Here is a 25,562-nt window from a genome sequence, read left to right on the forward strand (position 1 = left end):
ATCTGCTTATTTTAGTAGAACGAGCCGTTAACTATTAATCACACCTTATCTATAAACTTATGAAAAATGGGCTTTTCATCTTGTTGGGCTTTATACTATTGATCAGTTGTAAAAAGGATGACAATGAGACAGAGGAACCTCCTGACCAAACGCATCCAAAGATGTTTTATCGTAACCTTGGAGACATTGAAGTGAAATTTGGCCAGATTAAATATTTAGACATTGACAACGACGGGGTACGGGATTTCTATTTTAACGTTCAATTAGTGGGTGACCCTGTTTTGCAAAGAGACCGCATTCAGTATTTAGCAAACTCTCTACAGCAGCGTTACTTATTGAATGATGCTCAGGATCAATCTCCGGTATTAAATAAACTCGATCCGATTTCTAAAACGTATGAAGGCTATACCTGGTATGAGATATCTTCCATTTTACTTGCTGAAAAAATTGTAACCTTCAATGGCAATTTCTGGGAGGGGCTCTGGAAAGACGCCGATCATAAGTTTCTTCCAGTACAGGTTAAGAAGAATAGAGAACTATATCACGGCTGGATAGAGCTCTCTTTCGATAAGGGAAAAGAGTTGCTAATCTTACATCGAAGCGGTATCAGTACTGAAGAAGATAAAGAAGTAAAAGCCGGATATTAACATTCGGCTTTCAGTAGGATTTAGTACCCCCCCGCCCCTAATCACAATCGTTTTACTGATCACTTTGGTTGGACTATAGTGCAATTACTTTTAGGTGCTATTAATCCCTATTGTATAGAAGTCTGTAGCTATCTTTGGTCCTCACCAAAAATAAACATCTTAATAAAGCTACATTATGGAAGAAAGATTAGCCCAAATGCAAAAGGAATTGGTTCGACTCAAATGGTATGCGGGTATCTCAACATTACTTTTTATTACCGCAGGTCTCTTTGCATTTACCAGTTCGGGCATTTCACGTTTTAAAGAAATTTCAGTAGAACGTATTAATATTATAGAGGATAACGGCCAATTACGGATGGTTATTTCCAACAAAAGCCGATCACCTGAGGTGCTTGCGTACGGTAAGGGCCTTACGCCTCCAATTCCAGGGGCAAACAGACCCGGGCTGATTTTTTATAATGACGAAGGCACGGAAAATGGCGGATTGGTATTTAGGGGAGCGAAGGATAGTAGTGGCCAATACCACGCTACAGGTCACTTGTCTTTTGACCAGTATAATCAGAACCAGGTACTCTATCTAACTTATGCCGATGATAATGGCGATCAGAACACAGGTTTGCATGTAGATGATTGGCAAACTGCACCAGCATTTTGGGATTGGCGCGCTGAGTATAAAAAAGCACAGGAACTTCCTGATGGTCCGGCTAAAGAAGAACTATTAAAGAAATTAATGGAGCCTCGAAAAGGGCAAAGGGCGGTTGCTCAGCGAGTTTTTATCGGTAAGGACGATAGCAAAACAGCCATGGTAACACTTGCTGATCGTTTAGGAAAGCCGAGACTTCAATTGCTTGTTGATTCAAACGGAAATGCTAAACTGAACTTTTTGGATCAACAGGGAAACATTACGTATAGTTTGCCTAAATAGCGGGCGGGTAGTATGCAGGATATTTGACATAAAAAATAAAGCTCTCCAAAGCTCTTCCTCTGGAAATGCTTTGGAGAGTTTTAAACACAATATTCTAAAGTTCCCTTTCGACAAAATTCTTCATGTAATCCTTAATCAAATTACGGGTATGAATAAACGCTTCCCTATTTTGTTCATAATCTCCTGGCAGTTTAGCTGGATCAGGAAAATCATGATGGAATTGCTTTGCTTTTGATGGAAAAACCGGGCAGCGCTCCTTAGCGTTATCACAAACAGTAATTACAAAATCGAAATCAATTCCAGCGTATTCGTCAACATTGTTTGAGGTGTGTGCTGAAATATCAATTCCATCTTCGGCCATTGCTTTAACCGCTTTTGGATTAATTCCGTGTGTTTCTACTCCAGCACTGTAAATTTTTGCTTTATCACCTGCAAATAATTGTAAGTAGCCATGCGCCATCTGACTGCGACATGAATTGCCTGTGCAGAGTACCAATACGTTTTTCATTTTTTAAATTGTTGCTGATTATTTAGGTTGACTTATTACTTCCTTGAATTTTGTTTTTTGTTTGAGGGCGAAATTTACCAACAGGATAAGTGCAGGCACTTCAATTAATGGACCGATAACAGCCGCAAAAGCAACTCCTGAGTTGATCCCGAAGACTGCAATAGCCACAGCAATACCCAGTTCAAAGTTGTTTCCGGCAGCAGTAAACGCTAGCGAAGTAGACTTTTCATAGTCAGTGCCTGCCTTTTTTGCCAGAAAGAAGGCTGAGAAAAACATGATTCCAAAGTATAACAGTAAAGGAATAGCGATATGTACCACATCAAAAGGAATTTTTACAATTAAATCACCTTTTAAACTGAACATTATTACAATGGTAAATAATAAAGAGATTAAGGTAATTGGACTGATTGCAGGCAAAAAGGTATGTTCGTACCATTCTGTTCCTTTAAGTTTCATAAGAATGTTTCGAGACAGGAACCCGGCAATAAATGGAATCCCCAAATAGATGAATACACTTTGGGCAATCTGTCCAATACTGATATCAACTATTGCAGACTGGACTCCGAAAAGCAACGGTAGTTTGGTTACAAAAATCCAGGCATATAAACTATAAAACAATACCTGAAAAATACTGTTGAAAGCAACTAAGCCCGCCACATATTCCCGGTCGCCTCCGGCTAAATCATTCCAGACGATCACCATTGCTATGCATCGGGCAATACCTATCATAATTAAACCGATCATATATTCTGGATAATCCCGAAGAAATACAACGGCGAGTATAAACATCAAGACAGGACCTATGATCCAGTTCTGGATTAAGGATAAACCCAATATTTTTTTATTTCTGAATACATCTCCCAGCCTGTCGTATCGCACCTTGGCTAATGGGGGATACATCATTAAAATTAAACCGATAGCAATAGGTACATTCGTAGTACCACTGTTAAAACGGTTAATGAAATCCGGGGTTGAGGGGAAAAAGTATCCAATTCCTACACCTAAAGCCATGGCAAGAAAGATCCACAGCGTTAGGTTTCGGTCTAAAAAAGAAAGTCGCTTTTGCATATTATTCAATTCCTACTACTTTGCTTCTTCGTTCCAATAGAATAGTATCTCTCCAAATACCGTCCATTTTGCCAATTTTTTCACGCTTGCCCACTATTCTAAAATCAAATTTTTGGTGTAGTGCTAAGCTGCCTTTGTTTTCAGGGAAAATGCCCGCTTGAAGCGTCCAGAGATTGTTTTTCTCACTTTCAACAACCAAATGATTGAGTAATAAAGCTCCAATACCATTGCCACGGTAGTTCTCTCCAACGTAAACACTTACTTCGGCCACACCCGCATATACGCAACGGCCCGAAACCTTGCTTAAGGCGGCCCAGCCTGCAATTTTATTGTCAATAAGTGCTACGAATCGACATGCTTGTAAATGACCTTCATTCCATTCTTCCCAAGTTGGAGCCGATTGTTGAAAGGTGGCATTTCCGGTTGCAATACCTTCCTCATAAATTGTTTTTACTGCTTCCCAATGTTCGGGAAGCATAGGAGTAATCGTCATATTATTGATAAGTTATTAATGATAAATATCGAATAGAAAATGCTGAACATCAAATGCAGTTCAAGTTTCTCTTGAGAAGAACCTAATGTTCCCTTTAGGGGATTTAGGGATTAGCAACAGCCCGGTTGACAACAAGCCTCAGGTTTTTCGGCATAAACAGTAATGCTGTAAATTCCAAGTTTACTTTCTTTATAAGTGGATAGTTCTTCTTCACTTAAGTAATTCAAAAGTATATCATCCGGAATATTGATAACTTTTTCTTTCTGCAGGTTTATATTCTCAAAGCCGGCTTTAGCAATAAATCCAAGATATTCATCTTTTTGAATTGCTCCTGAAACACAGCCTGCATACATTTCTGCGGTTTGCTTCAAAGTTTCCGGTAATGCTCCTACCAGTACTATATCCGAAATGCTAAAATGTCCGCCAGGTTTAAGTACACGGTAAATTTCGTTGATCACATTCTCTTTATTAGGCACTAGGTTTAACACGCAGTTGCTCACAATTACGTCGGCGATTGCAGATGTAACAGGCATTTTTTCAATGTCGCCATAACGAAATTCTACATTGTTATAACCCAGTTTCTCTGCATTAGCACGAGCTTTGTTAATCATCGCTTCAGTGAAATCAATGCCAATCACTTTGCCCGTTTCACCGGTTTGACTTCTGGCAACAAAGCAGTCGTTTCCAGCTCCCGAGCCAAGGTCAATTACCACATCGCCATTTTTAATTTTGGCAAATTCTGTCGGCAAACCACAACCCAAACCTAGATCTGCATCGGCGTTGTAACCTTCGAGTTTCGAATAGTCATCGCTCATGATGTTATACACCTCATCCGAGCAGCAGGTCGACCCGCAGCAAGAGCCCATATTGGTTTCCTTGTCCTGTAAAGCTATTTCGGTATACTTTTCTTTTACAAGGTTTTTTAATTCTACTTCGGTTTTCATAATTATAAGGGGTTAAATGTTAAATACGGGTTAATAGTATCGGTAATACATTGCTTTCTACTTTTTTATTCGGCTGAAACTTGTCTTTTGGACAGCAATCTGCTTTGCAGCAAGAATCATTTGCCATCAGTATAACTTCATGATCTGCAGGACTTGTGTGTTTTACTGTTTTCATATTATTTAGCTTGAATGCTTAATTGCAATATTGCGATAGATAAGATTAAATTTTTTTAACAACAAGATTTACCTTCAACAAAGCTTTTGAAGAGTTCTCCAAACGTTTTGCTATAATGTTTCCAAACTTCTTCGTTAATACAATAGCAAACGCTGGTGCCTTCAATGGTGCCTTTAATAATTCCCACAGCTTTTAATTCGCGCAAGTGCTGTGAAATAGTAGCTTGTGCTAAACCGATCTCGTCAACCAGATCACCACAAATACAGCTTTGCGATTTCAATAGCTGTTGAATAATTGCAATGCGAGCAGGGTGGGCCAATGCTTTCATCATTTGCGCCAACTCGTTTTGCTCTTGTGTAAATATTTCGGTGCGGGTAACTCCCATTTCGTTAATTTATATATCGCAATATTACGATTAATTATTTAATTCAAAAATTATTTTTGAAAAACATAATGGCTTCGGATTATAAAGGGTAGGCCGTATCGCTTTTAGCTTCCGATAAAACAAAGAAACTTTGTACGGTTGTGATATTGGGGAGCATAGCTAGTTTATTGCGATAAAAGTCGTGGTAGGCATCCATATCGGTAGTGGCAATGCGGAGAATAAAGTCGAACGATCCGCTCATTTGCAAACATTCCATTACTTCCGGAAACTTTATAACCTCTTGCTCAAACTGGTGAAGTGTGCTGGCTGTGTGAGCGTTCAATAGCACATGACTAAAAGTGACCAACTTTCTGTTAATCTTTTTTCGATCCAAAATAGCTACGGTTCGCTTTATTACACCTTTTTCATGCAAGCGCCTTACACGGTCATGTATGGTGGCAATAGATTTACGCAAATGAAATGCTAGCTCTTTATTCGTTAATGAGGCATCTTTTTGAAGTAATTTCAAGATTTCAATGTCTACCTGATCTAATTCAGCCATTTGCGTACAAGTTTGTGTTTCAGAAAAAAAAGCAATATTAAGATTTAAATTACAACTAAACTGAAAAAAGAGTTAGTAAAATACCTTTTTTCCTGAAAATTTTCGGTAATCAAAGAGACTATTGTTATTAAAATCGGATATGTACACTTTTACATCGTGATAGTTGATCAATGACCGTTGAAGTAGTGATTAACTAATGCGTTGTTTAAGAGTGATTTAAAAAATGATCCGGGTTCAACCCATTGTGTTATTTTAATAGCGGATCATCAAAAATAGTTTGTTGTAAGTTTGCTGGATAGGCGCATGCTGGGAGTGCGCCGAATCCGAAAACAATACCAAAATCAATTAACCGACCAAAAATAAACTTTTCTTCATAACCTAAATCAAAAGAAGTGCGTTGTGTAACCAACGCACTCTTTTTTTGATCATCATTCATCCAGTCGAGATCATTTTCTGTCACTCAACCAGAACCGCATTAGTGTTACATAATGATGCTGAAAAGTAATAATAGAGTTTCTAACTAAAAATAAATATCCCGAACATGTTTGAATGGTTTTCAGTATCTTTTTCTTTTCACGGGGAAGATTAGCCTTTGTAAATTATGTATTTTTGGACTTTAACGTTAATATCCAGTTCCCTTGAAAAGAATCCTCCGTTTTCTGCTGATACTACTGGTTATTTTGTTTGTAGCCGGCGCCTGCCTGTTAAAGCGAAATGACTTTACCCCTCTTGAGCAAACGCAATATTATCCGGCAACCATGAAAGCTTTATCAGCTTTGCAACCAAACAAAGGGTATGGTAAACTTTTGAAATGTGGCTGGGCTGCTGAAAATATTACACCCGATTTTGATGTGCATGTAGCTGGTTACGGTGTTCGCTGGAAAAGCTTCTCTGGTATTCATGATAGCATTTTTGTTCGTACCCTGGTCTTTGATAACGGCTTGCAAAAAGCTGCCCTAGTTTCACTCGATATGATGATCGTTCCACCATTGGTGGTTGATCAGGTGATGCCTCAGCTAGAAAAAATGGGCTTCTCAAGAGCACAGGTTTACTTTGGAGCCACTCATACACACAGCAGTGCTGGTGGGTGGGCGAAAGGTTTAGGAGGATGGGCGTTAGCTGGTCCGTTTAATGAAGACATGATTGATAAAGTTGCCAATGGGATTATAGCGGGAGTGCAAAAAGCCCAAGCGAGCAGTTCTAATTGTACCATTGGTTTTGAGGCGATTAATGCAGCAGATCTGGTGGAAAATCGATTGTTCGGATCCTCGTTTCCCGAAGATCCTTATTTACGGGTAATTAAAATAGTAAAAGATAATCACGAGTCGGCGATGATGCTAAGTTATTCGGCACATGCAACTTGTATTCCTAAACGTGATAATTTGATAAGCTGCGATTATCCGGGTATGCTGGTGCAAAAACTCGAGCGAGGTGGCAGCTGCAATTTTGCAACTTTTTTTGCAGGAGCGGTGGGTAGTATGCGCCCGATAAAAGACACTCTAAAGGGAGTTCAACGTGCCGAAGCGTTGGCAGCCAAGCTTCAGCAGCGACTTAACCAACATGATAGTATAAAAACCGATACTACTTCATTTATTTCTACTGCTTATTTGCCTCTGCAATTGCATGATCCGCAGTTACGGGTAAATGATGAATATCGTTTGCGCCCTTGGGTGTTCAATGCACTATTGGGTAAACAACAAATTGGGATGAACCGCCTGCAAATCGGAAACATTGTTTTTATTGGAACCCCATGTGATTATTCGGGTGAAATGGTAGAACTGTCGCAAGAAATAAGTAATAAAAAACAACGCAATCTTCTTATCACTTCATTCAATGGAGGCTATATTGGTTACATCACCCCAGATAAGTACTATGATAGTGTTAAAGCAGAAACGCGCGAAATGAATTGGTATGGTCCAAATAATGGGCGCTATTTCAGTGAGTTGGTGAACGGATTGATCTTAAAGTAATATTCGCATTTCGTTATTATAATGGATGAAAATGCTTAGGCTCTTTTGGGGAGAGCAACTTTTTTAATAAGACAATTTGACCTAGATGATAATGACAATGTTCAATAAGTCCATGCAAATTGCGGTAGTAGTTTCCATATTTTTCATCAGTAAAAGCTTCCCAAAGTTTGCTTTCAGGCAGCTGATCTATCAACTTGCTTAAGTTCTCGGCGTCTGCCCAGGTTTTATTAAGCAGATTTTCCCAATCCAGCTCTGATTCAATGGGCGCCAAATCGAAGCTAAATTTATCGTGAGCATTGAGGGGTTCGCCTTGCAGAACCTTTAAAACATTGCTTACATAATAGTTGGTATGAAAAACCAAGGCGGCAATGGTATTGCAAGAGTAAACCACCGTTGTAGCTTGCTGCCACGTAACATTACTTAAGCCATCCTTAAAGCTTACAGAGGTCCAGTTTCCACCAAAGTAAACGCTTTTAAAATGCTGAGCTATTTGAGTTGTTATGGTCATGTTTTTAATTGGTTAATGGTGAATTAATAATTAATCGCCATTTAGTTTATGAATCCGATTCTGTTGAGCTGAGGATCTTTGTTAAGATGATTGCATTGATTTTCAGAGTACTAATTATTTAGGAATTTATAAAAAATACATTAGGTTTAAAACCCTCTGGTTAAACATTTCTTGCCACATTAAAGTAAAGTTCAGAAGCTCCAATTCATTTTGTAGGCTTGCGATGCTTATCCTCAGATCTATTTAAGATTTATAATTTCTTATTTTAGATAAAGCAAACGACAGAAACTATGAGTAACTCATTTAAGGAAACCTTTAACATTAAGGGCGAGGAACTGTTAAATAAGATCAAAGAATTGATCAACGAAGGGAACGTACGCAAGATCATTATTTCGGATAAAACCGGAAAAGAAATTATGTCTGTACCGCTTACAATAGGTGTAGTAGGAGCTGTTTTTGCTCCTGTTTTAGCCGCTATTGGAGCAATGGCTGCTTTGATTGGCGAGTGCTCTATTACTGTGGAGAGGGAGGTGGAGTAGGCAGGGACAATGTGTAAAAAACTAACCTCAGTTAATGGAAAGTTTAATCCTGCGTTATTTGAGATTTTCTATTTCTTCACGCATTCTGTCAATTGGAAATCCATACTTTATAGCTCCCATTGGCGTATCATTGAGGCGCTGACCAATATCATTAGCATCGCAATTATGAATGCCTCCATTTATTTCTATCATAAATTTTGTCTGGTACACATAATCATTTATTGAACCAAGTACTTTTTTATCGTTGTCGGTGTTTTTTAGTGTAATAGAGTCATAGTGCTTACGTAATATAAGCTCGTGGTTATCTTTTATTAATTGATCTGTCTTAAGTTGGTTTATGAATCCCTCAATGAACAGAGAAGGAAGATCTTTTAAATCCTTCTTTAAAATATCTAGGAGAATAAAAGTATAAAGTGTTGTTTTATGAACAAAAATTAAGCACTTCCTTCTATCGGCCGAAAATAAGTGAGCATTCCAGGCTTGCAGGCTTTCTTCAGTATTTATAGAACTATTCTTTTTAGATGGAAGTTCTAAAAGCTTAGCGAATTTTTGTGAACAGAAAATTTGAATCATTGGGATAATAAGCTACTTGTGAATATTGGTTTTTGATAGTGCCTCAGCATTTTATCGACTCAATCCTTAACCCATACGAATTCGTTAAAATATTTTTGTTCTGTTTATAGTTCTTTTGATAGCGCTTCAATTTTATCAGAAGGGTTTTGCAATCACAAAGCTCAATTAATTTGCACCTTTTTCATTTTTGCCAATCCTTTCCCATGCTTCCCGGGTCAGAATTGCAAGTATATCCTTATTACAATCCCATAATGAAACATAGTTTTTTGACATAACAATGTGCTGTTTCCACTTTGCAAATTTTTCATAAAGCATAAGCGTACAAATGTCGGTTGCTGTAATAAAGTCGCCAGTTTCAGGAAGATGAGAATGCATGGTTATTATCCCGTTTTGCTCTTGCTTGTCTTCATAATTTATTGGAATAATATTTTTATGTAGCCGTTTCACGCTAACTAATGCATGGTCGTTGTCATATGTTAAAAGATAATCATTCCCGAACACAACAACTCCGCTCACACTTGGCCCTGTCAGTACGTATACCTTTTTCTGATTGTTTTCAATTAAAGGAATAAGATTAAGGTTGGTGTTGTTATAATGTTTAAAAAGAGTGTCGGATTTAATAGTGGCTAGTGCTTTTTTTCGTATTTGATACAAAGACATCTCTTTAGGGGAGAAAACACGTTCTGTAGCATCAACCCTTGCTGTATTTACATTATAGGTGCTATCAAATGAAACTGATCCAATAACTTTCGGAATCTCATCGTTTGAGAAGAATATACATTTGGCTCCTTCATTTTCACCATATGAAAAATAGCCGCCAACTTTAGGAGCTTTATCTTTAAGCTTTTCACGGAAAATATCAGTACCATACCAAGACGCCATTTCCGATTGATATAGCAGCTTACCTTCTTTTAAGATTGCTGAAGTGGCTTGACTGATATCGTTCTGGCTAAAAACGTTATTAATTGTAAATAAGTAAAATAGGAATATTAAAAGTTTTTTCATAGAAGATAAAGGTATATTCAGGGTTTTCAAAATTTCGCTTAACGTATTACTGTTAGTAAGCCATTCGGTTCTCCAAATTAATTATTTTATTTAAATCTCAAAGCTGATAAAAGTTGAGGTAGAAGTTTTCTGTCAATCCTAGTAGGGCAACTCCACACTTTCGTTAAACGCTCCCTGTTCGTTTACAATAAAACTCATAGGCTGTTCAGGGTTTTTATAGATCTCGAACAACACAAGGCCCCATGGTTTCCAAAAGGCTTCTAACACCTGGCAATAGGTTTTGTTGTTCCAATTGTCGAAAAGGGCTCGTCCTTCACCACCGTGTAGCGGCATAGCGCTAATGGTATAGTTCTTTGTAGTGTCGGCAGGGGGCAGGCTAACATATTGCGGAATACGGTTGAATAAATAGGCTGAATAGTAGAAACGAGCGTTCATCTCCTGGAACTGAATAGGATGTAACTCTTTGCCCCTAACCAATTCAATTGCCGGGCGGTGCAGACGCTTATTTTCGCCATTGTCTTGCATGCAAACCACAACGCCAAATCCATTCATTTGCAATGAAGCTACCAGCGTGTTCATTTCATTACGGTAATCGAAACAGTCTTCGCTCTGCTTTACTTTATAAACACTTACCGACCAAGGTGTGAACTCTTCAAACTCTGTTGGAATAAATAGCGATTGAACAAACCGAAGGTGGTTGGAGAATTTGTTAATCAGGGTAGCTGAAAAGGAAAGAGGCTCTCCTGCTGGCTTTTCAAGCAAAGCAATCTGAATCTCGTTGAAGATGATGCCATACATTATCTTACCAAACCATAAAAACAATTCGTGCTCACTTAAGTCTTTTACTGCTTCGTATCCTTCAGTAAATGCTTTCTCGATTTTAGCTTCAAACGGATTAATAACTTCTGCTTGCAAACTCGCACTTACCGGTACTTTCAGCTTTCCGTAAGTGGTGTATTTCTCATTTAAATGACGGAATGCTTTGTCTTGCAGTTGAAAGCGGTTTTGCAGCCACAATGGAAATACTTCTGTTTTTTGATCTGTAGAGGTAAGAGATTCTCCGCTCAAATAACAGGTTTTATTGCCAAAGTTGAAATTATCGAAAGGGGTATGAAGATTCATGAATGATAAAAATTATAACTCTTCGTTAACAGCATTGGTGCCGAAAAGTTGAAAACGGAGGCAAAAATAGAGAATAAAAAACAAGCCGGATTAAGTAATGCAATTAAATGTATACTTAATCCGGCTTTATGCTGTAATTGCGGAACGACTTAATTTACGTAATACCGCTTCAATTTATTGGTCAGTTGGTCGTAAATGGGTTTGGTAAATTCTACAAACAAATCCTGAGGAGGCGGAGGAAGAAGCTCCCGTTTATTGCAAATGCTTAACTGATCTTTGGAAAGAGCACGTTCATCACCATTGAATGAACCCCACTCATACGCCCATACAAAGGTTCCTGGTAAGCGTTCTTGCTGTATCACTTTGTTAGAATATGAATCGATCAGTCTTACTGTTAATGCTCCAGAAGTTGAGACTTCTTTGCGCAAGATCTTTACTTTGGCCTTTACAGTTCCGTAAACATTCTTGTTATCCAACTTACCCACAATTACCGAGTCTTTACGCATATCGTAGTTGTTCTCTTTCACGTAAGTATTTCCAACAATGTATTCGTCAAAGGCTAATTGTAAAACCTGATCAGGTTGTTTTAATCCGCTTTGTTTAAAATCTTTCGGGTTGTAAAAGTAAACGAATGAATTGTCGCGATTAGAAAGCCCATTGAGGTATTTCCAAACCTGCTCACGGAAAAAATCGTTACTCAAACTAAACGCTCTGCTTTGCACCGGGATGTCTTCAACTAAAACCTTAACGGTAGCATCCCAGTAAGCATCATCTGCTTTTTTACGAGCATCTTTATAACCCGAGTACAATTGATCAGCAGCCATAAAGTGATCATAAGCAGTACGGGCGTTTTCACGATAGCCGGTAGCAAGTTCCTTTTCTCCTAGCTTATAACGTACTTCGGCTGCATTTAAAAAAGCTTCGCTTTCAGCAGCTTTATAATTTTCAGTGGGTCCAATGATTTTCATGCAGGCCGGACAATAATTCAGTTGGTTCACCAAAGCATTTATAGCCCGGTATTCACGCCCCACCGATTCCCAACGGTATACATCATTAGAAAGTTTAGCATCGTTAATAATGCGCAAGTGGTCATTTTTTGCAAACTCAAAAGCATTTTTTAAAACGGCCAGGGCTTTTTTATCCTCTGGGTCTTTTTTTAACCGTGTTACCGATTGGGAAAATGCCTTGGTATAATCTCCTTTATCAAAAGAACTTTTAGGTGAGGAGCACGAAGCAATAATAAGTGTACAAGGAATAAGTACCCGAATAAGGTTTTTCATACAAACTGATTTGGTTCAAAAACGAATATAAGTTTCTAAACAGTTAAAAGATAACCGTTAAGAAATCGGGCTAAAAATAAAGCACTTTTAGTAATTACTATAGAAATTATTTATTTGATATGTAAAATCATCATAGAGCCGTCGGGTTAGCTCATCGAATAGGAATTGATTTTGAGGAGGGGCTACTTCCGATATGCTCACTAATCGTTGACTATTGCTATCAAGAGCACGTCGGTCGCCTCTGGAAGTCGCCCATGAGTACGTCCAAATAAAATCGGAATAAGCACGATTTGAATAGATAAATGCACCTGTATGATTGTCTAAAATCTGGTAAAATAGTTCGGCTCGGGTATTTACTGTTTTGGTATAAATGGTTACGGTTGAGCTAACGGTTTCCATAATTTCTTTCCCATCTACACTTTTCTTGCCGGTACCTACCTGTTGTGAGTTAGTAACGGTTTGCTTAGTTATGATCGGTCGGCTAAAGCTGATCATCGGGAAACTCATTTGTATCACTTGGTCGGGGCGTTTTGAACTATTATTATAACCCGGAGTGGTGCCGTTGATAAAACTGGTAAAGCTACCAGGCTTATTTAATTGAAAAAGGTAATTACTTACCTGGTTATAAAAAGGGTTATAATTGAGTGAATACATTGGTTGTATGTTTCCAAAGTCTTGAATAAAGACCGTGACAGTAGCCGCGTCACGAGCTTGCTGTGCTAACTGAGCCGCATCTTTATAATTGGGAACAAGCTGCGCGGCTTTACTAAATTCATTGTAGGCTTGTTTGGCACCTTCACGCGTATTTAGAGCCATGGCTTGTTCTCCGTAATGATACCTGGCATCCGCGGCATGGTTAAAAGCATCTTGTTGTTCAGGTTTAAAATCGCGGTAATTCTCTTTAAAATTTTCACAGCAATTTACACTTTGCAATAGGTCATACATCTTGTTAATGGTAACATATTCGGCTGCTATGGTTTCATATTTATAAGGATTGTTGCTTGCTTCAAGCGATTTGATTTTGTCGAGCTGTTGACTAACACCTGTTTTATATGAATCTTTAAGAATCTCAATCAGCCTGTTATCGTTGGGTTTGCTTTTCAGTTCTTTTGCAGCTCTTTCAAAGGATGAGACATAATCGCCTTTTTCAAATGATTTTTGAGCCGAGCCGCACGAAAAGGTTACAAAAGCGATTATTAAAATGGGGATGGATACTTTCATATAAATGTTAACTTGGCGCCCTTGTGATTTGTTATTCAACGCTAACCATGCTGCTGAATATTAAATATAAATATTCCTTAATCCATTATGAAGTTAAGTTTCAAGGCATTTGATTTAAAACTGAAGTATCCCTTTACAATTGCTAATTTCTCCCGAACCTCTACTCCCTTAATGTTAACGCAAATTGAGTACGACGGGTTGGTCGGCCATGGGGAAGCCTCGATGCCTCCTTATTTGGGTGAGTCGCAACAAACCGCTGCCGACTTTTTAGTTAAAGTTGATCTGTCGCAATTCTCATCTCCAGAAAATATAGAAGAGATTCTTGCCTATGTTGATGCTATTGCTCCTGGAAATCCTGCGGCCAAAGCGTCAATTGATATTGCCTTGCATGACCTTATCGGAAAGATTAAAAATCAACCTTGTTACAGTTTATTCGGTAGTCAACCTGCTCAAATGCCGGTTACCAGTTGCACCATTGGGATTGATAAGGCCGAGACAGTAAAGAAAAAACTGCTTGAGACATCGGATTTTAAGGTGTTGAAAGTAAAATTGGGAGGTGCTAACGACCGGGAGATGATCGAGACCATTCGTTCAGTAACCGATAAGCCATTATATATTGATGCTAACCAGGGATGGAAAGACAGGCATGAAGCTTTGGAAAAGATCTTTTGGCTGGCTGAGCATGGTGCCGTATTTGTTGAGCAAGCTATGCCTAAAACACTTGTAGATGATAATGCCTGGCTTACCGAAAATAGTCCGATTCCAACCTTTGGCGATGAGGCCGTACAACGATTTGGTGACGTAGAAAAGGCCAAAGGAGTGTATTCAGGTGTTAATATAAAACTGATGAAATGCACCGGAATGCATGAAGCTGCTAAAATGATAGCTAAGGCCCGTCAATTAGATTTGAAAGTGATGATTGGTTGCATGAGCGAAACTTCATGCGCTATTATGGCCGCCGCCTCTTTGGCTCCTTTATGTGATTATGCTGATTTAGACGGTCCTTGGCTAACGATTGATAAACCTTATGACGATCCGATATTGCAAGATGGGAAGATCATCTTGCCAAATACCGTGGGACTCGGAATAACTCCAAAAGCTTAATTAAATGAAGAGCGATTTGAATTGTCAAATCGCTCTTCCTCTTCACACTTGCTCATTCATTGAAAATTACTTGTTTTGCTAGCTGAAGTTGTTAAAGCTAACAGGCAAAAATTATAGAAGTAGCATCTATATTTTTCAATAAAATACTTATTTCTTAACAATAATTACCTTTACGCCGTATAAGGGTTTTATGAGCAAGCAGGATTTTGAAATTGATCTGGTATATCTTTGGGTAAATGGGAATGATCCACAATGGTTAGCCAGAAAAAATGCGTTTTTGGGTATAGATTTAAATGATACAGAGCGAAATTGTAAAGGAAGATATGTAAATAACGATGAGTTGAGATTCTCCCTTCGTTCTGTAGAAAAGCATGCTCCATGGATTCGGAAAATCTTTATCGTTACCGATGGACAAACCCCTGAATGGCTGGATACCACGAATTCTAAAATTCAGATAGTGGACCACAAGGAAATTTTACCGCCAGAATCCTTGCCTTGCTACAACTCGAATGTGCTCGAATACTTTATTTATAAAATACCAGGGTTATCCGAGCACTTTTTATTTTCAAATGACGACATGTTCTTTAATGCCAGTCTGTCGCCTGATTTTTTCTTTGCGAACGATGGATATCCTATTGTACGACTGATTAACAAACCATTTGGTAAATGGAGGTTTATTTGGAAAAAGCTAAACCGCAAAAAACTATCGATTTATCGTGAAAAGATATTCAGGGCAGCTCAATTGGTAGAAAAAATGTTTGGCAAGTATTATTCTGCTATTCCACACCACAATATTGATGCTTATCGTAAAAGTGATTATCAAAAGTCTGTTGAACAGATCTTTAGTAAAGAAATAAGTCCTACTATTTCACACCATTTACGCAATACCAAAGATATTCACCGGAGTGCATTTATGTTTTATTCGTTGGCTGTTAAAAACGCGCACTTAAAATATATTACCCCTTCTGAGTCTTATGTTGTTAAAATGCATTTGCCTAAGTCTTATGTAAAATTTGAAGGGCAGATGCCAAAGCTTTTTTGTATGAATGATAGTGAGTATGTTTCTGACCACCACCGTGTAAAAGCAAAAGAGTATTTAGCGAATCATTATCCTTCCAAATCATTGTTTGAGAAATAATGTTATTGCCATCAAAATCCTACTTAGTTGATTCCAGGTTGATTTTCTAGCGATTGATCAATGGAAATACTTATTGTTTTGGTTGATATAGTAAAATTGGTCTCTAAAATGACCTAGATAAAGTTGCGGTTATATTTTTATTACTTTTGTGCGATATGGGAAAGCAAAATTTGGAAATAGATTTGATTTATCTATGGGTGGATGGCAACGACCCACAATGGATGGCAAAAAAAATAGCGATCACTGGGAAGTCGAATGATAATTCTGAGACTAATAATAAAGGCCGCTATTTCAATAATGATGAATTGAAATATTCGTTGCGGTCGGCAGAGCAAAATGTTCCATGGATTAGGCAAATTTATATCGTTACGGATAACCAAAAACCTGAATGGTTAAATACAGATCATCCGAAAATTAAGGTGATTGACCACAAAGATATTTTACCTCCTGAAGCTTTACCTTGTTTTAATTCAAGTGTTATAGAGTATTTCTTGTACAAGATTCCCGGCTTATCCGAGCATTTTTTGTTTTCTAACGACGATATGTTCTTTAATCATAAGCTTTCGCCCGACTTCTTCTTCACAAAAGAGGGTTTGCCAATCGTTCGACTAAAAAAGAAACTGTTTGGGAGGTGGCATAATGACGTGAAGATGGCGGTTGGAAAAGAGCTTGGGCATTACGCTAGAATGCTAATGGACTCGGCTGTTTTGGTGAATGAAAAATTTGGGAAATACTATTCAGGTGTTCCTCATCATAATATTGACGCTTACCGAAAATCAGATTATAAAGAGGCTGTGGAATCAGTGTTCATCGAGCAGGTAAAAAAATCACAAGGTAACCATGTTCGAACCTTTGGTGACTTGCACCGATCCGCTTTTTCATACTATGTGTTAGCTATAGGCCATGCAGTGGTGAAATATGTTAAGCGCAAAGAATCGAGCCGAATTCTAGTCAGCAGACACAATTTTAAGAAATACATAGAGAGTTACCACCCTAAGCTCTTTTGTTTAAACGACGACCAAAAAGTTAGTGATAAGAACCGGGAAGCTGTGAAACCATTTCTGGAAACGCATTTTCCTGTTAAATCAGCATTCGAGAAATAAGCTCAAGATTTTTAATGTACCCCCAACAGGGCTTGGGGTACATTAAAAATAGTGAATCAAGGTGAATTAACCTTGAGGATTCTTAGATCTGTAATTTTTGTATAGCTTTCTACCCATTAAACCTTCAGATAGTTTTCCATTTTAAGTATTAATTTAGAAAAGATATTCGCGTACAATTTTTTAATATCCCTATAAGCTATTGTCCTCAGTTTTCTCAAATAATAATATGAGTATAAAATATTGCATATAAGTTTGATCATTTTTGATAATTGCTTTTAATTTTACATTATATGGTAAATCAAAATTTCGAAATAGATTTAGTATACCTGTGGGTTGATGGAAGTGATCCACAGTGGATGGCAAAAAAGATAGCCGTTACAGGAAATGCAAATGATAACTCAGAGGTTAATAACAAAGGTAGATATTTCAATAACGATGAATTAAAGTACTCATTACGGTCGGTAGAAATAAATGCCGCTTGGATTAGGAAAGTTTTTATAGTTACTGATAATCAAAAACCTGATTGGTTAGATCTTAACAATCCGAAAGTTAAAATAGTGGACCATAAGGATATTTTACTTCCGGAGGCTCTGCCAAGCTTCAACTCGAGTGTAATAGAATATTTTCTTTATAAGATTCCTGGCTTGTCTGAGCATTTTTTGTTTGCCAACGACGACATGTTTTTTAATGCCAAGCTTTCTCCCAATTATTTCTTTTCGCAAGATGGATTGCCAATAGTCCGTTTAAAAAGGAAGCTGTTTGGGAAATGGCACAATAGATTAAAAACATTATTGGGCAAAAAACTAGGACAATACCGACAAAAGGTAATGGATGGAGCAATTCTGGTGGAGAAGAAATTTGGAAAATACTATTCAAGTTTACCACATCATAATATTGATGCCTACAGAAAATCTGATTATCAGCATGCTGTGGAGGTAATTTTTAAAGAGCAGGTAACAAAATCTCTTGGGAGTAAGGTGCGTACCTACGGTGATATACATCGTTCCGCCTTTTCGTTTTACTCATTAGCCATTGGGCAAGCTTATTTAAAACATGTAGGCAGAACAGAGTCGAGTAGAATACTTGTGTATCGACACAACTTCAAGAAATATTTAGATCATTATCAGCCTGACCTCTTCTGTTTAAATGATGATCAGCATGTTAATGATGAGAACAGGGAAAGAGTTAAACCTTTTCTGGAACAACTCTTTCCTGTAAAGTCGTCGTTTGAAAAATAGCTATTAAGCTAGTTTCCTATAGCTCAAAGCTTGATTTTTCAGGCAAAATACTTTCAAAAGCTACCTGGACTCCTTGCATGGTTTCTTCATAATTCCTGATATGTTCATTATCGTTAATACAAACCAAAGAATAGGACTGTTCGGTAATGGCTTTAACGGCTTTTTTCGATTTAAACAAAAGTGGAAACATTTTCGTGTCCTTATAGGTGTTATAAGGTTCGAAATTCGATTTACAGATTTGCCAGGTTCTGAAAAGTTCTTGTGTATAATCCTTCGGGCTGCGGAATCTATGAGCCGACATTTCGGTCAACTCCTTTCCTACATGTGCCCATACATCTTCAAAAGTGCTTTTTAGGTAAGGTTGAGCATTATGTGGTGTGCGCAAGGTAATAAACTCATCGTAGAATGATAAAAGGTGGTTTAATCGAGCCTTGCTACCGTATGATTCATCAAACCATTTGTGGTGGTCCCGTTTCATCACCTCTTTTTTGTCGAAAAATTTATTGATGATCGCAATGTTGTTTTTCAAGCACTTGCTCCATAATGATAACCCTAAATTGGTTCTGAATGTAGCAATGTCATTTGGCAATCCATTCTTAAAGAACCTTTCTTGTGTTATATGATTAATGATGAAGAAATCATCGTTGAAATACACAAAATGCTCAGCAAGATCCGGGATTTTATGGAGATAGATCTCTATTAAACTTGAGTTAAAGACAGGTAGAAATTGTTTCGGTATATAGTCCTCATGACTTACCATTTGTAACTTAGGGTGATTGATATTCAGCCAATCAGGTTGTTGGCCACATGTTACAAAATGAACCTTTCTTACCCAAGGTGCAAACTTTTCTATCCCTCTGAACCAATATTTTAAAAAGCCATAGTCTCTAAAACGAGCTACAGAAACCTCATTTTTCGTATTATCTATTTTACCTGAATACTTGGCGAAATCTTGTTTCCATTTCGGATCGTCCATGTCAACCCAGGTAACTACAAAGTCTATATCCATAAAGTTTTAAAAAGTTATAGTCTCCAATCAGGTTAAGGCTTCTTAATGAAGTTTTTTATCCTGTAGAAACAGTAATTTATTAGCTATCATCCTATGCTACTCGCTTTTCATGAGATCAATTTCCTGTATTCACAGGAATTGGCTGGTTCAGAATAGAAGAAGTAGTAGGTCTGTTGTTTGGCAAAAAGCTGAACCGGGCAAAGGTAATGGGTATTGCCGGTAAAATGAAATGTAAAAGTTGAACCGTGGTCTATCCCTTAAGTTGGTATACTTACTATTCATCCAATAAGTGTAAGATTAGTAAATAATGCTTCCTTTATTTATGCAATACCATTCATAAAACTTTTGTAATCCTTCTTTTAGTTCGGTTTTAGGCTGATAATTTAATAAACGTATAGCTTTCGAAACATCTGCATAGGTTTTAGGTACATCGCCGGGTTGAAGTGGCAAACGATTGATAATTGCTTTCTTGCCGCAGGTTAGTTCAATGGCTTCGATCAGTTCGTTAAGAGTAACGGTTTGGTGGTTACCAAGGTTGATGATCTCATAGTTACTCTGCTCATAATCGATACAAGCTTTTATACCCGAAATGATATCACTTATAAAAGTATAATCACGACTTGTGCTGCCATCTCCAAAAACAGGAATTGACTCATTGTTCATAATTGCTTTAAAGAACTTATGAATAGCTAAGTCGGGGCGCTGACCTGGGCCGTAAACGGTAAAAAAGCGTAAGGCAAGAAAACGAATGCCGTACAAATGACTGTAAACATGGCCCAGTTGCTCACAGGAAAGCTTGGTACTTGCATAAGGACTGATAGGCATCAAGGGTTCACTTTCATTCCAAGGAACGTTAGGGTTAATTCCATAAACGCTACTTGATGATGCAAAAACAAACTGCTTTATTCCTTTATTTTTAGCAAATTCCAATAAGTTTTGGGTGGCATTTACATTTGCCCGCTGATAGGCCAAAGGTTGTTCAATGCTTGGTCTAACGCCGGCTTTGCCTGCAAGGTGAATTATTGCATCATATTGACTCCGTAGTTGTTCTTTAATACTTGTTTCATCGGCCAAGTCAAATTCCAGTAATTCAAAGTCAGGATGGTTTTTAAATGGCACCAGATTAAGTTCCTTAATATTGCGAGGGTAGAATGGGTCAAAATTATCGACACAGGTAATTTTAAATTTTCGCTCCGATAATAAAAGTTTTATAAGATTACTGCCAATAAAACCGGCACCACCGGTTATCAATAAATGTTTCATGTAATAATTATTGAACCGGCGTAAATTTCTAAAAAAAAGTACAGGCAAACGAATACTACGTTCAACTTCTCTTAACAATCATTATGAGTTCATTTTTACAATGAATAGGATATGGATTGATGTTTAATTAGTGGGAGCTGTTGTGGCTGGAACCGGAAGCTTGCTACGGGTATAGCTGGCAACCTCGCTTTGCCCCTGATAAAGTGTAAGAGTTGATCCTCTGAGCTTATAATTATCAACCGATTCGAGTAAACTTAAATACAGTCGTTCAGCCCGCATTTTTTCACAAGCCATTTTAGTAGAAGAAAGCTCGGAAAGGTTCATTTTATTTTCGTTGACAGTAAGTTTTCCTGCAATTGTATTACAGCCTGTTGATCCGTTAAACTGATTTTTGGCCTCGTCAAATGTTAAGTAAATTTCGGCTTTAGGGTTTACCATGTAGTCGATCACAACCCCCTGCACTTCATTTAGTTCCCAGCGAGAATTGTAAAGTGATGTGTTCTTTGTGCTGCTGCAGGCTTGCACAAGTAAGATGATACACCATAGGGTAGCTGTGTTTAATAAAGTTCTTTTCATTGCGGAGCATAAATTTAGAAATGTAAATCAGGTAAGGCCGGCTTTTTTGCAGGCATCCCTTAATTTAATTAAAATTTACGACTTAGCAATTGTAGATATTTAACCAGTGTGGAATAATTGAATGCTGTAAATACAGCGAAGATGTTTAAAGAAAAAGGCAATTTGAAACGATCAAATTGCCTTTTAATACTTTTATCAGCGTTGCTTTCCTTTTAGTTCCTTATGCACGTTACGAACATACATTACTTTAATTGCTAAAAAAACAATAAAAGCAACCACCGCGATACCTACATTGGTCCAGTTACGAGCTTCAAACGAATATAAAAGCATAATAAACGAAATGAAGAGCATAATGGTTATGCAAGTATTTAAAATGATCTTCTTGCCCATATAACTAGCTTATGTTCATGCTCGGGTCTATTTCAGCAGCCCAAGCCATAATACCGCCTTGAAGGTTTGAAAGGTTGGTAAAGCCTAATTGCATTTCTAATTGCATAATGGCCGCTGCACTACGCTTCCCGCTACGACAATGAACTATAACCGGTTTGTCTTTAGAAATTTTATCGGCTTCTAATAAAATATTACCCAATGGAATCAATAAGCCACCAATATTGGCATCCTGATATTCAAATTCCTCGCGAACATCAATTAATTGAAAATCTTCGTTGTTATCAATCTTTTGCTTTAATTCCTGTACTGTAATCTCGTTCATTTAAATAAAAATTGAAGTGTAAAATCTGATAAATCATTCAGATTCTTTCACTGGGGGTTTAACAATGTTTTTACTTATTACTAATTAATAATAAGTCAATTTGTTTTAGTTTAGGCTCACAAAGATACAAGTTTATAAATCTGCTTTCATTTTGACAAACTTTATCTTCTTAAAAGCCAATTGAAACGAATGAATTACAAAGCATTAGCTGCTACATGTGCAATCATCCTGTCGGCAGAACTCACATTTGCCCAGCACGCCCTTCGCTACAATGTTTCATTTCCTAACTACAAACACCATGAGGCTGAAATAAGCCTGGATGTAGATGAATTAGAATCATCTCCAGTCCAGTTTCTCATGAGTCGCTCTTCTCCAGGACGTTATGCCACCCATGAGTTTGGCAAGAACGTTTATAATGTTAAGGCTTTCGATGAACAGGGTAAACCGCTGGAGGTAAAACGAGTGGCTGGTGACTTGTATGAAGTAACGAATCATAAGGGAGCTATTAAACTGGTTTATACGCTTTACGGAGCGCATGCCGATGGCACTTATGCTGATATCGATGAAACGCAGGCTCATTTGAATATTCCGGCTAGTTTTATATGGGTAAAAGGAAAAGAGAATAACCCCGTTGAGGTGAAATTCAATATTCCCTCAAATCTGAATTGGAAGGTGGCATCACAACTTAAATTGCAAGCCAACGGAGCGTATTATGCTCCTAATATGCAATACTTCATGGATAGCCCAACCGAGCTTAGCAATCATTTTCAGCGCAGTTGGAAAGTGAAAAATCCGGATGGAATGGAGCAAACAATTAACTTGGCTTTACATACTGTTGCATCTGAGCATGAAGTTGATAACTACGCTGAAATGGTGAAAAGATTAGTTGCTGAGGAGAAGGCTGTTTTCGGAGAACTACCTAGCTATGATTTTGGCAACTATACGTTTATTCAAAATGTGAACTTGTTTGTTGATGGTGATGGCATGGAACACCGCAACTCCACTATGATTACTGATCAGGAGTCATTCAGTGGAAATGAAACTGATCTTTTAAATACCGTTTCACATGAGTTTTTTCACCAATGGAATGTGGAGCGTATAAGACCAAAAACGTTGGAGCCTTTTAATTTTGAGCATGCCAATATGAGTAACGAATTGTGGTTCGCTGAAGGATTTACCAATTATTACGGTATTCTTCTTCTTAAAAGGGCTGGTTTTTATTCTTTAGAAAATTATTGTCAAAAACTTAATTCTTGCTTGAATAGCGTATTAACAATGCCGGGCGCAGCATGCTACTCTCCTGTAACGATGAGTAATCAGGCCGTGTTTGTTGATGCTGGTGTGGCAATTGATGAGACCAATTATTCAAATATTTTCGTTTCTTATTATCCTTATGGTGAAGCTACTGCATTGGCTTTAGACTTAAGATTAAGGACCGAGTTTAAAAATCTGACGCTTGATAAGTTTATGCAATTGGTTTGGCAAAAACACGGTAAAACAGAGATCCCATACACCAATGCTGATTTACAAAACTTGTTAGGTTCGTTTACCGGAAGCAAAGCCTTTGCAGACAATTTCTTTAACCATTACATCTATGAGGCGGAAAAGAATGATTATAAGCAACTTTTAGCTAAGGCAGGTTTGCTAATGCACAAGATCAGCGAAGGTAAGGCTTGGGCCGGAAACTTTCGTCCGCAGGAATTGGAAGGCGGAGGTTTGCAAATCGCCTCGGCTACTCAAATTGGGAGCCCTTTGTATGAAGCTGGTTTAGATATTAATGACATCATTATCACTATCGAAGGACAAAATCTGGCTGGTATGAATTCTTACCAGCAGGTTTTATCAAAACACAAACCCGGAGATAAGGTAACTGTTGAATTTGATCATCGTGGTGTTAGAAAAACTGCTGAAATGGTTTTGCAAGAAAACCCACGATTGGAAGTTCTTACATATGAACAAACTGGTTTGATAGTTACTGAAGACATGAAAAAACTAAGAGAAGAATGGCTGGGAACAAAACTCACAAGCAGTCATTAATGATATTAAATGAAACTGGCGCACCTTCTAAAGTGAGCCAGTTTCATTATTAACGAGGTCCGATTTCTAGTTTAGATCTTTGACACATCTGAAACCTACATGGTTTGATGCCGAACGATACTCACCTTTTCCACGTGTTCCAACCATATAACGGGTACAATATTGATCGGTGCACAAAAATGACCCTCCGCGTTGCACTTTCTTTTTCTCCTTAGGTTCTGCCGGGTCGTAAGGTGTATCAGGTCCTTGAGGATTATCAGAAACCTCATTTTTAGCTAATGTGTTATAATAATCTGCACGGTACCAATCTTCGCACCACTCCCAAACGTTTCCGGCAATATCATATAATCCATAGTTATTAGCTTTAAATTGTTTTGATGGGGCTATGCCAATAAACCCATCCTGCCCTAAATCTTTAACAGGAAATTCTCCCTGGAAGATATTCGCCATCCATTTACCTTCTGGTTTAAACTGATTTCCCCATGAGTAAAGTTTACCATAATCACCACCTCGGGCTGCAAATTCCCATTCAGCCTCTGTTGGCAAACGCTTGCCGGCCCATTTGGCATAGGCTTGCGCATCTTCCCACGCAATATGAACAACTGGGAAATTATCCTTTCCGGCAATTGAGCTTTCGGGCCCTGATGGGTGGCGCCAGCTAGCTCCTTCAATATAATTCCACCATTTGTAATGATTGTTTAGTGGAACTTTTCCGGCAGGAGGTGTAAATACAACTGAGCCTGCTACGAGGTTCTCTTCCGGTGCGCCGGGAAATTCTTCTTTTGTGGGCTTTTGTTCTGCAACAGTAACATAGCCCGTAGCTTTTATGAAAGCAGCAAACTGGGCGTTTGTTACCTCTGTTGCATCCATATAAAAACCTTTAACTCTTACACGGTGAATTGGTCGGGCATCATCCATAGGCTGTTCACCTCCGTCGCCCATTCCTACAGGGTTTACTCCGCCCATGCTAAACTCCCCGCCGGGAATAAAAACCATTCCTGAAGGTACAGGGGTTGTGGGTTTGATGCTACTTATTTTTGATTCATAGAAATCTTTACCCCCTCCTTGCATATATAAGGCGCTGTCGGTTGGAAATAAACCATTTGAAGTGCAGGAAACAATGCCGTCTACCTTGCCGTTTGCAAACAATTGGGTTGTTTGGGTGCTCTTTGCTTTTTGACAGGAAATCAACCCGAGTCCCAATAAAAGCCCTAATAGCGTAAATAATTGAGTTCTTTTCAAATGCATTATTAAAATACTTAATCTATATGCAAGGTATAGAATATTTTGGATTCTACCAGCCATGACCGCCATAAAATCCCACTCCTACGGTAGGCGTAACCATTGGCCCATATGGCCCGTATGGCCCACCCATATAACTAACTCCATAACCTACGCCAACGGTCATGTTGCTGCAGGCGGTTAGAAATGCAATCATTAAGAGTGCTATAATAATTTTAAAGTATCTTTTCATAATC

29 protein-coding genes are annotated in these 25,562 nt (G+C 38.1%); 9 read left to right on the top strand and 20 right to left on the bottom strand.

Annotation, left to right across the window (positions count from 1 at the left end):
• Positions 1-59: 59 nt before the first annotated feature.
• Positions 60-647 carry a hypothetical protein gene (locus tag NF867_RS08270; RefSeq protein WP_252587344.1) on the top strand — a complete coding sequence of 196 codons (588 nt, stop codon included), beginning with the start codon at positions 60-62 and terminating at the stop codon, positions 645-647.
• A gap of 175 nt (positions 648-822) precedes the next feature.
• Entirely contained in the window at positions 823-1,572 is a 750-nt protein-coding gene (locus NF867_RS08275) for a hypothetical protein (RefSeq protein ID WP_252587345.1), read from the top strand.
• Between the two features lie 94 nt (positions 1,573-1,666).
• On the opposite strand, the gene NF867_RS08280 is transcribed toward NF867_RS08275, so the two are convergent.
• The 7 genes from NF867_RS08280 to NF867_RS08310 form a co-directional block, all read right to left on the bottom strand.
• The gene (locus tag NF867_RS08280; protein ID WP_252587346.1) at positions 1,667-2,080 is read right to left on the bottom strand and encodes an arsenate reductase ArsC; all 414 of its coding nucleotides are present in this window, start codon (positions 2,078-2,080) and stop codon (positions 1,667-1,669) included.
• Between the two features lie 18 nt (positions 2,081-2,098).
• Positions 2,099-3,148: an ACR3 family arsenite efflux transporter gene (gene arsB / locus NF867_RS08285; RefSeq protein ID WP_252587347.1), complete on the bottom strand. Its 1,050-nt coding sequence runs from the start codon at positions 3,146-3,148 to the stop codon at positions 2,099-2,101.
• A 1-nt stretch (position 3,149) separates the two neighbouring features.
• On the bottom strand, positions 3,150-3,641 hold the full coding sequence (locus tag NF867_RS08290; RefSeq protein ID WP_252587348.1) for a GNAT family N-acetyltransferase: 492 nt from the start codon (positions 3,639-3,641) through the stop codon (positions 3,150-3,152).
• A gap of 110 nt (positions 3,642-3,751) precedes the next feature.
• A complete protein-coding gene (locus NF867_RS08295) occupies positions 3,752-4,585 on the bottom strand; it encodes an arsenite methyltransferase (RefSeq protein ID WP_252587349.1) in 834 nt (277 codons plus the stop codon).
• Positions 4,586-4,815: 230 nt separating this feature from the next.
• Positions 4,816-5,145 (bottom strand): ArsR/SmtB family transcription factor, encoded by a 330-nt coding sequence (locus NF867_RS08300; RefSeq protein WP_252587350.1) that lies wholly within the window; start codon positions 5,143-5,145, stop codon positions 4,816-4,818.
• A gap of 79 nt (positions 5,146-5,224) precedes the next feature.
• Positions 5,225-5,686: an Lrp/AsnC family transcriptional regulator gene (locus tag NF867_RS08305; RefSeq protein ID WP_252587351.1), complete on the bottom strand. Its 462-nt coding sequence runs from the start codon at positions 5,684-5,686 to the stop codon at positions 5,225-5,227.
• Positions 5,687-5,933: 247 nt separating this feature from the next.
• Positions 5,934-6,122 (bottom strand): hypothetical protein, encoded by a 189-nt coding sequence (locus NF867_RS08310; RefSeq protein ID WP_252587352.1) that lies wholly within the window; start codon positions 6,120-6,122, stop codon positions 5,934-5,936.
• A 202-nt stretch (positions 6,123-6,324) separates the two neighbouring features.
• Between NF867_RS08310 and NF867_RS08315 the strand changes: the two genes are divergently transcribed.
• A complete protein-coding gene (locus NF867_RS08315; RefSeq protein WP_252587353.1) occupies positions 6,325-7,656 on the top strand; it encodes a neutral/alkaline non-lysosomal ceramidase N-terminal domain-containing protein in 1,332 nt (443 codons plus the stop codon).
• Between the two features lie 16 nt (positions 7,657-7,672).
• Here the strand turns inward: NF867_RS08315 and NF867_RS08320 are convergent, their stop codons facing one another.
• The gene (locus tag NF867_RS08320) at positions 7,673-8,164 is read right to left on the bottom strand and encodes a DinB family protein (protein ID WP_252587354.1); all 492 of its coding nucleotides are present in this window, start codon (positions 8,162-8,164) and stop codon (positions 7,673-7,675) included.
• A 290-nt stretch (positions 8,165-8,454) separates the two neighbouring features.
• On the opposite strand from NF867_RS08320, the gene NF867_RS08325 reads away from it, so the two are divergent.
• Entirely contained in the window at positions 8,455-8,703 is a 249-nt protein-coding gene (locus NF867_RS08325; RefSeq protein ID WP_252587355.1) for a DUF4342 domain-containing protein, read from the top strand.
• Between the two features lie 54 nt (positions 8,704-8,757).
• Here NF867_RS08325 and NF867_RS08330 read toward each other — a convergent pair whose 3' ends face one another.
• The 5 genes from NF867_RS08330 to NF867_RS08350 all read right to left on the bottom strand — a co-directional run bounded on the left by NF867_RS08330 (position 8,758) and on the right by NF867_RS08350 (position 13,904).
• Positions 8,758-9,276: a DUF6933 domain-containing protein gene (locus NF867_RS08330; RefSeq protein ID WP_252587356.1), complete on the bottom strand. Its 519-nt coding sequence runs from the start codon at positions 9,274-9,276 to the stop codon at positions 8,758-8,760.
• Positions 9,277-9,441: 165 nt separating this feature from the next.
• The gene (locus tag NF867_RS08335; RefSeq protein ID WP_252587357.1) at positions 9,442-10,281 is read right to left on the bottom strand and encodes a hypothetical protein; all 840 of its coding nucleotides are present in this window, start codon (positions 10,279-10,281) and stop codon (positions 9,442-9,444) included.
• Between the two features lie 138 nt (positions 10,282-10,419).
• Complete coding sequence (locus NF867_RS08340) at positions 10,420-11,403, bottom strand: hypothetical protein (protein ID WP_252587358.1); 984 nt, start codon at positions 11,401-11,403, stop codon at positions 10,420-10,422.
• Positions 11,404-11,552: 149 nt separating this feature from the next.
• Complete coding sequence (locus tag NF867_RS08345) at positions 11,553-12,683, bottom strand: hypothetical protein (protein WP_252587359.1); 1,131 nt, start codon at positions 12,681-12,683, stop codon at positions 11,553-11,555.
• An 87-nt stretch (positions 12,684-12,770) separates the two neighbouring features.
• Entirely contained in the window at positions 12,771-13,904 is a 1,134-nt protein-coding gene (locus tag NF867_RS08350; protein ID WP_252587360.1) for a hypothetical protein, read from the bottom strand.
• 87 nt (positions 13,905-13,991) lie between these two features.
• On the opposite strand from NF867_RS08350, the gene NF867_RS08355 reads away from it, so the two are divergent.
• The 4 genes from NF867_RS08355 to NF867_RS08370 all read left to right on the top strand — a co-directional run bounded on the left by NF867_RS08355 (position 13,992) and on the right by NF867_RS08370 (position 18,487).
• Positions 13,992-15,008: a dipeptide epimerase gene (locus tag NF867_RS08355; RefSeq protein ID WP_252587361.1), complete on the top strand. Its 1,017-nt coding sequence runs from the start codon at positions 13,992-13,994 to the stop codon at positions 15,006-15,008.
• Positions 15,009-15,198: 190 nt separating this feature from the next.
• Positions 15,199-16,146: a stealth family protein gene (locus NF867_RS08360; protein WP_252587362.1), complete on the top strand. Its 948-nt coding sequence runs from the start codon at positions 15,199-15,201 to the stop codon at positions 16,144-16,146.
• A 155-nt stretch (positions 16,147-16,301) separates the two neighbouring features.
• Positions 16,302-17,249 carry a Stealth CR1 domain-containing protein gene (locus NF867_RS08365; protein WP_252587363.1) on the top strand — a complete coding sequence of 316 codons (948 nt, stop codon included), beginning with the start codon at positions 16,302-16,304 and terminating at the stop codon, positions 17,247-17,249.
• Positions 17,250-17,539: 290 nt separating this feature from the next.
• Entirely contained in the window at positions 17,540-18,487 is a 948-nt protein-coding gene (locus NF867_RS08370) for a Stealth CR1 domain-containing protein (protein WP_252587364.1), read from the top strand.
• 16 nt (positions 18,488-18,503) lie between these two features.
• Here NF867_RS08370 and NF867_RS08375 read toward each other — a convergent pair whose 3' ends face one another.
• The 5 genes from NF867_RS08375 to NF867_RS08395 form a co-directional block, all read right to left on the bottom strand.
• Positions 18,504-19,496, bottom strand: coding sequence for a Stealth CR1 domain-containing protein (locus tag NF867_RS08375; protein ID WP_252587365.1), 993 nt, complete (start codon positions 19,494-19,496; stop codon positions 18,504-18,506).
• 297 nt (positions 19,497-19,793) lie between these two features.
• Positions 19,794-20,759 (bottom strand): GDP-mannose 4,6-dehydratase, encoded by a 966-nt coding sequence (locus NF867_RS08380; protein ID WP_252587366.1) that lies wholly within the window; start codon positions 20,757-20,759, stop codon positions 19,794-19,796.
• A 123-nt stretch (positions 20,760-20,882) separates the two neighbouring features.
• Complete coding sequence (locus tag NF867_RS08385) at positions 20,883-21,335, bottom strand: META domain-containing protein (RefSeq protein ID WP_252587367.1); 453 nt, start codon at positions 21,333-21,335, stop codon at positions 20,883-20,885.
• 195 nt (positions 21,336-21,530) lie between these two features.
• Positions 21,531-21,725, bottom strand: a complete 195-nt coding sequence (locus NF867_RS08390; RefSeq protein ID WP_252587368.1) for a DUF6358 family protein — start codon at positions 21,723-21,725, stop codon at positions 21,531-21,533.
• A 4-nt stretch (positions 21,726-21,729) separates the two neighbouring features.
• Positions 21,730-22,047: a rhodanese-like domain-containing protein gene (locus tag NF867_RS08395; protein ID WP_252587369.1), complete on the bottom strand. Its 318-nt coding sequence runs from the start codon at positions 22,045-22,047 to the stop codon at positions 21,730-21,732.
• Positions 22,048-22,236: 189 nt separating this feature from the next.
• Between NF867_RS08395 and NF867_RS08400 the strand changes: the two genes are divergently transcribed.
• Positions 22,237-24,084, top strand: a complete 1,848-nt coding sequence (locus NF867_RS08400) for a M61 family metallopeptidase (RefSeq protein WP_252587370.1) — start codon at positions 22,237-22,239, stop codon at positions 24,082-24,084.
• Between the two features lie 66 nt (positions 24,085-24,150).
• Here the strand turns inward: NF867_RS08400 and NF867_RS08405 are convergent, their stop codons facing one another.
• Positions 24,151-25,332 carry a formylglycine-generating enzyme family protein gene (locus tag NF867_RS08405; protein WP_252587371.1) on the bottom strand — a complete coding sequence of 394 codons (1,182 nt, stop codon included), beginning with the start codon at positions 25,330-25,332 and terminating at the stop codon, positions 24,151-24,153.
• Between the two features lie 46 nt (positions 25,333-25,378).
• Positions 25,379-25,558 carry a hypothetical protein gene (locus NF867_RS08410; RefSeq protein ID WP_252587372.1) on the bottom strand — a complete coding sequence of 60 codons (180 nt, stop codon included), beginning with the start codon at positions 25,556-25,558 and terminating at the stop codon, positions 25,379-25,381.
• Positions 25,559-25,562: the final 4 nt, after the last annotated feature.

Origin of the sequence: Solitalea agri, assembly GCF_023914155.1 — a bacterium.
Classification (GTDB): Bacteria; Bacteroidota; Bacteroidia; order Sphingobacteriales; family Sphingobacteriaceae; genus Solitalea; species Solitalea agri.